Source organism: Paenibacillus pabuli NBRC 13638 (genome assembly GCF_001514495.1).
GTDB classification, from domain to species: Bacteria; Bacillota; Bacilli; order Paenibacillales; family Paenibacillaceae; genus Paenibacillus; species Paenibacillus pabuli.
The window spans coordinates 304,377-317,780 of record NZ_BCNM01000004.1 but is presented as its reverse complement, the minus strand read 5'-3'; the positions used below and the strand labels follow the sequence as shown (position 1 = coordinate 317,780).

Genomic DNA, 13,404 nt, shown 5'->3' with positions numbered 1-13,404 from the left:
AATCTATTAACTTTTACTATAGAGAAAAAATATGAATGCGACAAGCAAAACCTCGCTCCCGATTTCCCGGAAACGAGGTTAAGTCTTTGTTTTGAGTATAGTCGTTAGTTAACCTACGTGTTATTTTGTAATGTTATTCCGGGAACCCTATTCCGGAAATACTGGGAATACTGGGAATTCTGGAAACTCAGGTTCTTCTTTTGGCAGTTTGGACACATCGTAACTGTACCCTTGTTCTGCAAGGCGAATCCGATGGCCCTCAAACACATCATACAATGCAACACGATATGAACCCCCGCGTATTTTATCGAAGACAGTGTCATCTATGCTCCAGTTAAGCGTCTGATTAATACCCGTTTTCAGATCAGTGCCCGGCGTGAGTTCTTTATCAAAGACTTTGCCTGATCCGTCTGTGAGCGAAAGAATCAATTTATGTCCGTATTCACCGCTATCCACCGCTTCTTCCTGGGTTAGCGAGTAGATCATCTCAATCTGTACCGCTGTACCACCTGTGAGATAAGCTCTGATGGTGCTGCCAGAGAATTTGTATGGATATAAGTCGATATCATTCAGAGATGACAGGACAGGTAAGGATTTCGGCTGTACCTCAAAGGACATGGCATTAACATACGCCGTTGCTTCACCATCGCCCGATACAAATTTGTTGTCAGCCACACCTTCACCCACGATCAGACGCATATCGGATAGCGACGTTACACTCTTCGGTACTTTGGCCCAGAACGTAACGACACTCTTCTGCCCTGGCCCTGGAACACGGTCTGCTTGCTTCGCTGTAGCTTTGTAATATTGACCATCTGCTGTTTTATAATATCCTACGAGTTTTCCGAGACCATTCTGTCTGAGGGACTTATTCGTCATTTCAAACTCGGTATAGACGATATCCGAAGAAGATCCAGGGTACACATAGGTTCTGCGTACACCAAGCTCTGTTTCTTTCTCTGAAGTACCTTGAGTAAAGCTCTTCCCTGCTCCTACATAAGACAGTGGCTGGATTATACCGGACGTACTAAGAGTAATCCAATCATTCGTTTCATCTTCGCCTACCTTCTCCAGCAAAGTCACTTCCAGACGACTCATATTCAACTCTGACGGAATTTTGGTCAAAAGATAAGCCTCTGTTGTCATACCTGGGCCGAGCAGCTTGCCCCCTTGCGCACGAATCAGCTTCGTATCCCCGTCAATCCGTGCGGAATCGATAGTGAACATCGCTTCCAGTTCAGGCAATTGAACCGTTTTGGTCGATGCATTACGGATCGTTACTTTGGCAGCAATAATATCGCTGTCTGTCCAAGGCAGCCGCTGTAAAGAACCAACAGATACACCAAATGTTCCTTTGCTATTCTTAATTACCGTCTCTGTCGTAAGTCCATCCCCGCTTGTGACGGACTCAGGAATGGCGTAGATACCTACCGGATAGGAGAACTCGAAACCGCTGGCACTTGCACCTGTGCCTGTTTCTCCTTCTTTGCTCTCATCCTTGGTCGTTGGTGTCATCACATATAGCTTAATTATACTGGTATCCCCATCACCCTGAATGGTAGAGATCAGCTTAATCGTCTTCGTCGCACCTGGCTTCAGCTTCAGATCGTCCAATGCCTTCGTCTCAATCGGGTATGCTGTACCATCTGCTGTTCGAATCTCCAATGCATATTTAGGAACCTTAACTACTTTCTTTCCTTGGTTTTTAATAACCATTTGCATCGTCAGATCGTATTCTTCATCTTCTGTACGAACACGCGCGGATTCCAAAAGGGTGGATACTGGTTGTCCATCAATTGAAATGATATTCGGTTGATTGGCTGCCGTATCTACATTCGTCTGCGTGGCTTCTGGCAGTTGTAGTGCAGCCACCGGCAGGGCCGTCTTCTCTTCGCCCTGTTCCTCCACAAGCAGCAATTCAGACTTTTGCAATTTCAATGCTATGGGCAGCGAAGCCGTCAAACTTAACGTTTTGTTGGCTTGTGCCTGGATGCTGATCGTTGTGCTATCTTTGTCCGGGCTTAATGGATAGTTCGTGCCATTTGGTGTACGCAAAATCCATTTGATATTCGGATTATCCAGCAGTTTATAGCTAATGTTATTGAGGTTCACACCCACTTTGACATATTGCTTCTTATCTTCACCCGGATATACTTTGATCCCGGACACCTTAACCTTGACGGCTGAATCACTTAAACGAACCGTTTTGGTCTTGCCTACAGGTGTTGTAATGCTATATGAAGCTGGAACGTTGAATTTTCCCAATGTGCTTTCATAGTTAGGTTTACTGAAATCCCATTTTACAATGAGGAAGTTCAGATCACTCAGCTTAATCTCACGTCCAACCTTCATGACGTATGTGAGATCAACCGTAGAGCCCGGAGAAACCGTCTTCTTCTCCTGATCCTTGGCGATCAGTTTTGGAGAGAAGCTCGTCCCGCCTTTGGTTTTCACTTTGCTCCAATAATCGAGCATCATCATGGGGGTACTGTCATTATTTTTATACGTCAGTGTATACGTCACTGTATTCCCATCGTCTTGGGACAACATATTGACATCCGTCAATTTCACGGTACTTCTTGCATTTACTTTCACTGCGGGCACGTTGGCCAATGTATGTACGACCTTTTTAGCTGTGGATGTTTGTTCCTTCTTCGTTGTATTGTTCGCTGCACTATTCTTCGATGTTTTATTTGAATTCGTCGACGTATTCGCAGCTGCTGCGATACCTCCACTTGTACTAATGAATAACATGCTTGCCAACAAAGTCATCATGACCTTTTTATGATCCACTTCCAAACCTCCCATAAGTTGCTTGTTGCTTTATAGTATAAACGTTTGAGAAGGGAAGAAAGTTACGATGTTGTTGTCTTAATCTAAAAAACCTCTCTCACCTAAGTGAGAGAGGTTTTTTAGATTAAATTAATTATTTTGCTACTTCAAATTTTTCAAGTTCATTATTACCCACAGTGTCAGTGACCCATTTACCAGAGTTACCGCTAAATACAACATTGTATACATTTGTAGACACGGCAGCAGGAGTAGTTGCTGTTACTGTTAATGTTATAACATTGCCGGAAATTTCAACTTTTTCAACTGTTGTAGCAGAGTTTCCTAGTACCACTTTGAACAAGTTAGTAGATGGGTAGCTAAGAGCAGAGTTATCTTTCACATCTTTAGTTGTTCTCAATACAACTGTATATGAATTGGATGAGTCGCTTACACGAGTGATCGTAGGAAGAACTCCATCCCATTCTGGTTTAATTGAGTTTTTAACATTTACAGGTGTAGCAATCTTCACCAAGTTACCGTAAGTATCTTGAGTGTAAGTTGTTCCGTTAACTGTAGAAAGTTTCAAGTCAGTGAAAGCCAAAGGTAACTTGCTAGTACCCTCGAATTTCAAAGTCAAAGTTTTTCCGTTTGCAGATAAAACTGCATCGGAAGGATTATAAGTGCCGTAAGTTACACTTGTAGCAGTGAAATCTCTCGCATATGCGTTAGATAATGGAGTATTGAACTCCAACTTCAATTCAGTACCACTTGTAGCTTCTACAGAGGCTGGAGCAACAGCAATTGCATCATTACGACCTACAATTTCTTTGTCAAGAACATATCTGTTTACACCAGTTGAGCCACTATAGTTGTAGTTTCCATTATCAAGATACTTACCAGTAGTATCAGCAACATAGCTTACAACAATTTTGTCATTAACTTGAAGGCTGAAATTGGAATTCCGCTTAGTTACACGGATCGTGTCTGCAGAAATCAATTCAACATCAGAGTCATTAGGCGTCAGTTGATAGTAAGTTGCAGCCGCACCAGTACCTCTTTGAATTACATACTTCTCAGCTTTCAAAGCATTACCTTCGCCTGATGTAGCAAGTGCTTTATTAAACTGAATGTAAACTTCACGTCCATCTGTAACGGAATTAGAATCAGTGTATGCACGAACTACTTCGCCATATGCTGCATCTTTAACTGACAGATTAATCGTTACAGGCAACAATACGTTTGCTGCATAAGCAGTGTCACGCAAACCAGATACAGTCAGACTGTAGTTATCATCTTTCAGGTTAGAGCCAAAATTGATTTTCACAATTTTGTTTCCACTACCCGTTACAAACTCAGGTGTGCGGATTGGATTACCGTCAGCGTTCAAACCATTAGCACTAGGTACTTTACCATCATCATTTTTCAAAACGTAGTTAGAACGATCTTGAATGCTACTTACAGCAAGAGCTTTACTGAACTGAACTTCAGCAATATAGTTTCCACTCACGCCTTCTTGATAGAACTTGGAGGTTACAACTGTTGGACGAGTAGAATCCAAAGTGGAAGTAACATCATGCTCTACATTACCAGTGTTACCGCTGTAATCTCTAACACCAGTCAAGAAGATTTTGTTATCAGTGTAGCTCAATGCTTTCTCACCGAATGTGAGGGTTACTTTGTTTCCGCTAATTTCAGTTTTCACTGGTTTTACAGAAGAAACGTTAGCGTAAGCACCAGATACTGCTTTAACAGGTTCATCGAATTCAACTACAACCTTTTGCAAGTCGTTTGTTTTTGCAGAAACTACTTTAGGTGCTGCAGTATCAGCAGTAGCTTTGAAAGTTTTTTCAACTGGAACAACAGTCAGACCAGAGAAGTCCTTGACATTGCTCACACGCAAAGTGTGCTCTCCTTCAGTCAAGTTTGTTTCTGCAATGATTGTGTTAGGATACACATAAGTCAGGGATGCAGCGATGTTTTTATCGTCAATACGGAAGTTACTAGATGTAAGATTCGTATTTACGATTGGCTCACTGAACTCAATTTTGAATGCTTTTGTTCCCAGAGCTGTAACTTCTTTAACTTCTGGAACTGTCACATCAAGTGGTGTGAAAGCAACGCGTTGAGTGATTGTTTTAGTGCTGTCAGCGTTTTTAACGTTGTTTACTTGTACAAACGTTTCACGTTGACTAGGCAATACATTTTCCACTTGACCAGGCAAGAAGCTGGAAGTACGATCCGCCAACAACAATGTTACAGTTGTTTTATCATCAGATAATGTAGCAGATTCGATTGTTTTACCGTCAGAATTAGCGCTATTTTCAATGATATAATTGTTCTCATTTTCTGCAGAAGCTTCATCTACAGTACCATCAAATTTAACAACAACTTCTTTCAAGTTAGACGCAGAAGCAGATGATACTGCTTGAGCACCTGTAGTTTTATAAACAACTTTTTCAGTGAATTCTCTATCTTTGTAAGTAAACTTCACTTCAGTTTCTTTGTTAGCTTCAAGAGCTTTATCCAAAGTCACTTTAACGGATTCGCCGTCACTCATTTTGAAAGTAACAACTTTACCAGCTTCAGTTACATCGTAAGAAGCAACTTTCAAGCTTTGCGCTTGGTCAATTGCGTAAGCAGCGCCTACAAGCAATTCACGGGAAGCGTTAGATTGGAAGTTCAATTTGGAATCAAGCAATCCAGCGTTGATTGCCGCTTGAACATAACCTTTAGCCCAAGTTGTTGCTGAGTTGTTAGTTTCAGCTGGAACTTCAAGTTTCAAAGCGATTGTCAGAACTTTCGCCATTTCTTCAACTGTTACTTTACCGTTGAAGTCGAAGATTTTCTTCTCAACGTTTTTACCTTCCATGATGCCCGCAGCTGTTACTGCTTCGATGTAAGGAGCAGCCCAGTTTTTAGCATTGTAGTTTTTATCGTTGTAAGAAAATACACCAGTGATTTCTTTCAAGCCAAGCAATTTAGTGATAACTTTTGCGAACTCAGCGCGAGTCATCTCTTTGTTCAAACCAGCAGTTCCATCTGGATAACCAGAGAAAATACCTTTTGCTTTCAATGCATCAAACTGTTGTTGTGCCGATACTGCTGTATCACCGAATGCTACAGATGCAAACATTGAGAATGCCATTGCTGTAGACAGAGCTACTGATAAAATTTTCTTCATAACCTTTTTTTCTCCTCCTTGGGCGTTCATAACATTTGAATTTTCTTTAATAGGGTCGCTCGTATTCCTCATATATTGTTGCACCCCCTTTCCAGAGTTTTGAGCAAGTTAATATAAATGATGTCTGTGAGCATATCACAGAAACTTGTAAACTAGGTTGTAATGCAGAATCATACGAAAATAGAGTAGTTTCCTAATCCTACCTACGTATTATACAATGGGTCTTCCGTGTCGTAAAGCAATTTTTTCTAAAAAATAGACAAGATTCTTCACGAGGTCATTCTTGGTAACAGGCCCAATGTTTTTGACTCTACATCTTAAACGCAGCAGATTTCAAAAAGTTGCGGATTCCACAAAAAAAGTTTTGAATTTATTTATGTATAGGTGCAGTGCGGGTTAAGATGCCATTCAAAACGATCGGAAACCCTTGTTAGAACTGGAATTGTAGAAAAAACTTAGTGCGTCGTCTGAGTTGCTATCGTTTATTTATACCCATACTTTCCAATCATGAAGCGACAAATTCTTCAGAATAAAAAAAACAAAAAGCACCCCATTATGGGATGCTTTAGGTGCAGTTCTGGTTCTATACGTTAGCGAATCTTCATGGCAAGGTCAATAATTTGAGCTCGCATATTCGGATCGCTGTTCAATCTTAGATACATATCATCAATGGGTTGTCTGTTCTCACGGTATGTTTTCTCATGCTTCATCGTCGTGTGAGACCATTCAATCAATTCATTCTCAGCCAGAACCAAATTATTATACGCATCATGGAAGCCTGTAGATTGTACCAGTCCTTCCATTACTTCTTGGGAAACCTCTTGTACTTTGCGTGTATCTTCTATTTTCTTCTCCAGAATGACTGCCTGCTTCTCGAACTGTGTCTTTGCCTTCATGTAGCCCAGCTGGGCTTTCGAATAAATCGGTTTCATTAGCTAACTTCACCCTCTAGATCATTGTGTATTTACCGTTATTGTATCTTAAACTCTAGCAAATTACAAAAATAGTTATTGGTAAAAATCATGTTTCTTCTATTATAAAAGTATTCTTTATCAGTTCCACAACAGTCATAAAAAGGACCTGACCCTTCAGAACAAGGGACAGGTCCTTCCTCAATTGCATTCATGTCTTTATATCATTAGCTCAGGTTTTTAGGGAATATCTTGGTGCTTTTCTTGAGCAGCTCCACCGCGATCTTGCCTGCTTCGGCACGAGTCAGGTTTCCTTTGGGGTTGAAGTTATATTGTGCTTTTTTCTGACCAGGAACCGTAACCGCTGCACCTTCCATGATCTTAGCCTTGGAAACGGCCATAACTGCCGGTCCTGCGTACGTCTCAATACGACCAGAATCCAGGAATGATTTTGCCAATGTAGCTTGAAGCTTACTATCATTGTTTGCCAGTTTCAGCTTCAGTGCACGTGCAATCATTACCGCAGCTTGTTCACGCGTAAGCGGTTGGTCTGGACCAAATACGCCATCCGTAAGTCCTGTGACAATACCTGCTCTAGCTGCTGTCTCAATATGGTCATAATCCCATGTTGCGGAACGAGCACCCGGAACCAGATCGGCAAACGTACGGTTACTGTCCGAATTAATAGGAAGACTCAATCCTTTGACCAGCAGCGTAGCAAACTCGCCGCGTGTTGTCTGATCATCTGTACCAAACTGTTCAAATCTCAGATTGTTCATGAAACCTTTGGAATAAAGTCCATTCAGAATATTACGTGCCCAGTTGTGATTCGTAATATCATTATATCCACGATTTAATTTCATTACTTTGTAATACCCGAATTCATCAAATGGCACTTTTACTGTATGACTCTTGGTATCCACTTCTCCACCGATGTTCTCCCATTGGCGTTTGTCTGTGTAACGATATACCGTAATCGTTGAACCCGCTTCATCTACGACATTAGGGTCGAACGAAAGGGTCAGTTCACCACGTTTTGAAGGAGTAATTTTACGTTCAACTGGTGTTTGCGGGTTACCAAACAATCCTTCCAGTGAATATGGCGCCAGTCCATTCGTAGGTGCTTTATACGTAGCTGAACCTACATCACCAGACTCACCCAGACCACCATTTACCCAGTAAATCTGCGAGATCAGTCCAAAGTTTCTGGACGCCGTAGTCGATCCAAAGTTGAGTGTGTATTCATCCGGAATACTCCATGAAGGAGCACCACTGTTCTCCCCTGTTCCAGGGAATCCAATAATATTACCGTAGTCATTGCGTCGTTCTACAATACCAGTCACAGGATCAGCAATACCAAACAATAATTTGGTATCCGGATAATACTTTGCAATTCCTCTAGGTGTTGTACTCTGCATGACAGTCCCTTTAGGGAATGACAGCTGGAGCCCTTTGTTAAATACGGTGTATTTGGTTGCAACTTTAGGTGCCATGAACTGTGCATCTACACCTACTGTTCCTGTGTAGAACACTTCCACTGTATCCGTGTTACTTGCGCCAGTACGATTAATTGTGATTTTGATTTTGTTGGACTTGTCCTGTTTTAAGCCTACGTAATCATATACAAAACGGTTGGCCCCTAGATCTGTACGCTTCACAGCTGGATCTTTGCCGATTAGCACTGACGTAGCACCTTCAGCTTCGATATCGAAGTGAACAAAGTTTTTGTTCACAACAATTTGCTTGCCTACTGTCGGCTGTGGAGAAAGAATACGATACGCACTGACTTCTCTTACGATTTCCAATCTTTGCGTCGTTTTCGCTCCAAGTTCATTGACGAGTTCAAGGGTATATACATACGTTCCTGGCGCATCAGAGACGAGATCCTGAATACGCATCATGAAATCCTTCTGGTTTCCTGCAAATTCATACGTGTATCTGGTATCCGGGAAGGTGACTACCGGCGTACCCACTGCATTTACTGGAATGTCTACAGAAAGAATATTTTTGGTTCCCATGTTCAGGTTGAGCTTCGTAGCTCCACTACCACGCAGAACGAGGTCATATTCCTTTAATGAAGTTGTATATTTGTTATCATTAAACGTAAATTCAGGCGTAAGGTTGAAGATATTTTTAACCACTTCACTATTCCCACTATATTCTTTTGGTGGGAATGTTGGACGATCCTTACCAACAGCCGGTTGGAAGTTCATGATCGTAGACACGTTATTGTCAACAACATAAATTCGCAATTCTTTGCGAACTTCACGAGCTTGTCCTTTATCATCCTTGCCTGTACCTGTAAAGATGATTCGGTTCTCACCATATACAAGCGGACCATCATCAAGTGAAATGGGCAGATCCAATTTAAAATCACCTGTGTCAGTATCTAACCAGGTAGGCGTCAATTTTTCTGCCGGATCTGTAGAATACTCTTTCGCACCATTCACAAATACTTCAGCGACAAAATAGTCACTTTTCAACGTATCAAAATCAATATATTGTCCTTTAACAAGCATGCTTTTCTTCTCTGAGGAATCTACATTGTAAGTCTGACCGTCTGTAAGATTTTCAACATAGATATAGTTCTTGGATGCAAAAGAGATGGTGACATCTTTGTAAGCCGTTGAATTTTCATAATTGAAGCGGACGGTTTGATTCCCGTTTTTCAACCCTTCAACTTTATACACATATTGCAGTTTCTGTGATGTAGGAGTCGTAGGAACAGTATATATATGCTTAACTGTAATTGAGCTTGTACCCAGTGGCAGATAATTGGCCAACAGTTTATTCAAATCAGCAGGTGTACTATTGGTTTCGACCAGGATATAGAAGTCACCCGAGTCTACTTTTGCATTATTCAATGGCTCACCTGAAGGGATATTTGATTCGTTGTCCTCCGAGTAACCTTTGAGATACTTAAGGTTTGTAATTACCGTTTGACCCTCCATGTACTGGAAGTCCATCGGTTTGCTAATTGTCTTAGTGCCGTATGTCACAGACAGCGTATGGTTTTGATCAGTATCCACCACAGTTCCTGTCTTGGTAAAGGGCACTGCTGGAATATCAAAAGATGCTAACCAATAGGAAGGCGTATTGTTCTTCAAACTTGGGATGAACAACTCTGTCACATTGGTTGGTGTTACCGTTTGACCATCCACACCAATAATGGCGCCATCTTTGAAACTCTTTTTGGATACTTCATCATTTGGAACCAACATCTGAACATGCACTTTAGCCGAATCGGCTTTCTCCGTGAACACGGGTTCTACACCAAGCAAGCTTTGGGCATTCTCCAGAGAATCCACAATATCCAGTTTTACAACCGGATTCTTCTCATCATAGAAGTAGAGTGAGTAGCTGAATGTCAGCTTGTCTGATCCATTCTCTACAACCAATTTAAGATCATTGACACCCGGATTCATTTTAAGCTGCGGTGAGAAAAAGCTGCCGTTTTGCAGCAATGAAGTTCCGAGCACTTCTCCACCATTTACTTGAACAGTTACTTTGGTTGCATTAATGGCTGTACCCTCAAGGGTAATTTCATCTTTATTGATGACAATCTGAGCGCCTTCATTCAATTCAAGGTTATCTGTTCCACCAAGAACCTGAAGTTTCTCTACATAAGGTACCTTATCAAACAAAACGTAAAATGTTTCGGAGCGTTCATTCTGTCCTTGCGCTCCGGTAAATGTAATCTGATTCATACCCGGATACAAGGTTACATTCGCCTTGAAGCGGTTATCCGGTCGATCCGGATCAAGCGTAACTACAGCCGGAGCCACCCGAGTCGGGTCTTTGACCCACTTTTGCTGGCTCTGATCATAGCTGAGCAGCTGAATATTAGCTCCCAATGTTGATCCTGTCACTTTGGTAAACGTTCCTGTAATCAATTGCTCTGCGCTTGTGACTTTATATACTTTTTCTCTCGTGATCTGATTCGTGCCTTCCAGTGTGAGATCTACCGTATTCCTAAGTTCAGATACGTCCGGAGTAAAATAACTCGTCGGTTTATCCGCCGCCGATGCGACTGGTGCAAGGCCTGCTGGTATTAGTGATACAACCAGTGCCACCATCATCAGCCAGATCATCGGCTTCTTTGTACGCTGCATGCAATCATCTCTCCTCTTTTTAAGTCAGTTACCGTTATATATCGGCCATTAGGTTCCAATTATTTAGTAAAAACAACAAAATAAACAAAAAACCTTGTCCACGAGGGACAAGGCTTGGGCCTGAAAGAATATTCAATAATATCAGTAAACGTGCATTTCTATTTAGGATTTCGAACGAGTCTCCGGGTTCAGCTTCACACGCATGCGCATCAGGAAATTAATAACCGGTCTTCTGGTTTTGCTTACAAGTCCGATGACTTCAGCTCCCACTTGGAGGAAGAACATCATGATACAGATCACGACGAACGTTACCCAGTTGGCTTCGAACATCGCAGCGGATGATTGGATAATCGCCAGTACCCCGAAGAATGCGGCAATACCGTAGATGATCAGTACCGTCTGACGGTGACTGAACCCAAGCTCACGCAAGCAGTGATGCAGGTGACCTTTATCCGGTGAGAAAATCGGTTTCCGTTGTACCGCACGACGAATGATCGCGAAGAAGGTATCCGAGAGCGGCACACCGATAATGATCAGCGGCGTAATGAAGGACACGACAGCAATTTGTTTAAATCCAAGCATGGATAGCATCGCCAGAGAGAAACCAAGGAATAGCGACCCGGTATCCCCCATGAAGATCTTGGCCGGGTGGAAGTTAAAGAACAGGAATCCGATAATACTGCCCAGCAGCACAAGACACATCAAGGCAATCATCATATTGCCCATCAGGAAGGACATCACGGCGATGGTACCAATGGCAATACCAGATACACCAGCAGCAAGACCATCCAGACCATCAATCAGGTTAATCGCATTCGTTACACCAACAATCCAGAGGATTGTGAGCGGAATGGATACCCAAGCTTCCAGTGAGGAATAGGAATCCTGAAAAGGAATATTGACGAAGTCTACGCGGATATTGAATCCGAATACGACTACAGCAGCAGCAACAATTTGTCCAAGCAGTTTTACTTTGGCTGACAGTTCGAAACGGTCATCCAATGCACCAATCAGTACAATGATCGTTCCACCGATCAGAAAAGCACTGACAAAGCTCATATCTCTTGTCGTAAACCATGCCGACACAAAAGGAAGCAGTGCAGCAACCGTAATGATAAAGGCTAGGAAAATTCCAAGACCACCTAGACGCGGCATAATCCGGGTATGCACTTTACGTGCATTCGGTGTATCCATTGCTCCAATTTTGACTGCGAACTTTTTGACAAGCGGTGTCAGGGCAAGAGCCAGTCCCATAGACACGATAAATCCAATGATAAAGATCGCTACCATATGAATATTCGACCCCCAATTATAATGCCTTACGAAATTATAAATCCCCTGATCTCTTTCTATATATATAAAAATTATTTGTTAGTCACTTTTGATGAAAAATGCCATTTGCACCAGAACGGAGAGGGCAGAAATAACCTGTAGAAGTGTAACGTTCGCCTTTATAACCGGATTTCATCCTTAGATAAGGATATCAAAGAAATCTGGGGATAACAGCGATCAAAAGGTTATTCTGACATCGGAGTGGCCATGTGCAACTAAATGTTTTTATTTCAGTGGCACACATGTAATCCAGAACGAATTATACGCCGATCACAGGTGAAATGCCAACCTCAATTTTTAGCAAAAACGTTCATATTACTCGTAATAGCCTAATTTTAACGGACTTTAGTCACGTTTTCTTTGTCCCGCATCACTTTGACAGCGAATTTCGGAAGCGCAAGCATTCGGCCAGCCCGACTAGGTTCGCGAAGCAGACGGTAAAACCATTCCAGTCTTAACTTTTGGAACAGTTTGGGGGCACGTTTGGTTTTGCCCGAAATCACATCAAAGCTGCCTCCAACCCCCATAGTTACGGGAACCTGAAGTGCGTCTTTGTACTTGTGAATCCACGGCTCCTGTGTGTCTGCCCCACGTGCTACAAACAGCAGATCAGGTGCAGTTTCGCGAATGGAAGCAACCACCTGTTCGTCTTCAGCCGGACCAAAATAACCGTCACGATAACCCACAATCCGAATCGCCGGATATTGCTGTTGTAACCGAACTGCTGTTTCTTGAATCACTTCAGGTGTAGAACCGAGCAGGTACACGCCCCACCGATAGTTTTCTCCAACACGCAGCAATTCATGTAAAAGCTCAAATCCGGGCACCCGCTCGGCCACAGGCTCCCCGCAATAATTGGCAGCCCATACCACACCTGTTCCATCGGGAACAATCAGTTCCGCAGATTGCATCACCTGCATCATCGCCGGATTCTCCAACGCTGCCATGACCATGATGGGATTGGCTGTAATGACCTGGGTCGGCTGCTTCGTGAGTACTGCTTCGCGTAGAACCTCCACCGTTTCTTTCATCGTAAGCTTGGAAAAAGGAATACCATAGATCGAAACGGTAGGTATTGGTCCGGTCTGATTCATCT

Annotated in this window: 6 protein-coding genes; all 6 read right to left on the bottom strand. The window is 42.5% G+C overall.

Annotated elements, in window-relative coordinates:
• Positions 1–147: 147 nt before the first annotated feature.
• The 6 genes from PPA03S_RS08450 to PPA03S_RS08425 all read right to left on the bottom strand — a co-directional run bounded on the left by PPA03S_RS08450 (position 148) and on the right by PPA03S_RS08425 (position 13,402).
• The gene (locus PPA03S_RS08450) at positions 148–2,793 is read right to left on the bottom strand and encodes a hypothetical protein (RefSeq protein ID WP_062321751.1); all 2,646 of its coding nucleotides are present in this window, start codon (positions 2,791–2,793) and stop codon (positions 148–150) included.
• A gap of 133 nt (positions 2,794–2,926) precedes the next feature.
• Positions 2,927–6,025 carry an S-layer homology domain-containing protein gene (locus PPA03S_RS08445; RefSeq protein WP_062321749.1) on the bottom strand — a complete coding sequence of 1,033 codons (3,099 nt, stop codon included), beginning with the start codon at positions 6,023–6,025 and terminating at the stop codon, positions 2,927–2,929.
• Between the two features lie 518 nt (positions 6,026–6,543).
• Positions 6,544–6,885 (bottom strand): hypothetical protein, encoded by a 342-nt coding sequence (locus PPA03S_RS08440; protein ID WP_062321747.1) that lies wholly within the window; start codon positions 6,883–6,885, stop codon positions 6,544–6,546.
• Positions 6,886–7,091: 206 nt separating this feature from the next.
• A complete protein-coding gene (locus tag PPA03S_RS08435; protein ID WP_062321745.1) occupies positions 7,092–10,976 on the bottom strand; it encodes an S-layer homology domain-containing protein in 3,885 nt (1,294 codons plus the stop codon).
• Positions 10,977–11,138: 162 nt separating this feature from the next.
• Positions 11,139–12,266 carry a glycosyltransferase family 4 protein gene (locus PPA03S_RS08430; protein ID WP_062321743.1) on the bottom strand — a complete coding sequence of 376 codons (1,128 nt, stop codon included), beginning with the start codon at positions 12,264–12,266 and terminating at the stop codon, positions 11,139–11,141.
• Positions 12,267–12,643: 377 nt separating this feature from the next.
• Positions 12,644–13,402 carry a WecB/TagA/CpsF family glycosyltransferase gene (locus PPA03S_RS08425; protein ID WP_062321741.1) on the bottom strand — a complete coding sequence of 253 codons (759 nt, stop codon included), beginning with the start codon at positions 13,400–13,402 and terminating at the stop codon, positions 12,644–12,646.
• Positions 13,403–13,404: the final 2 nt, after the last annotated feature.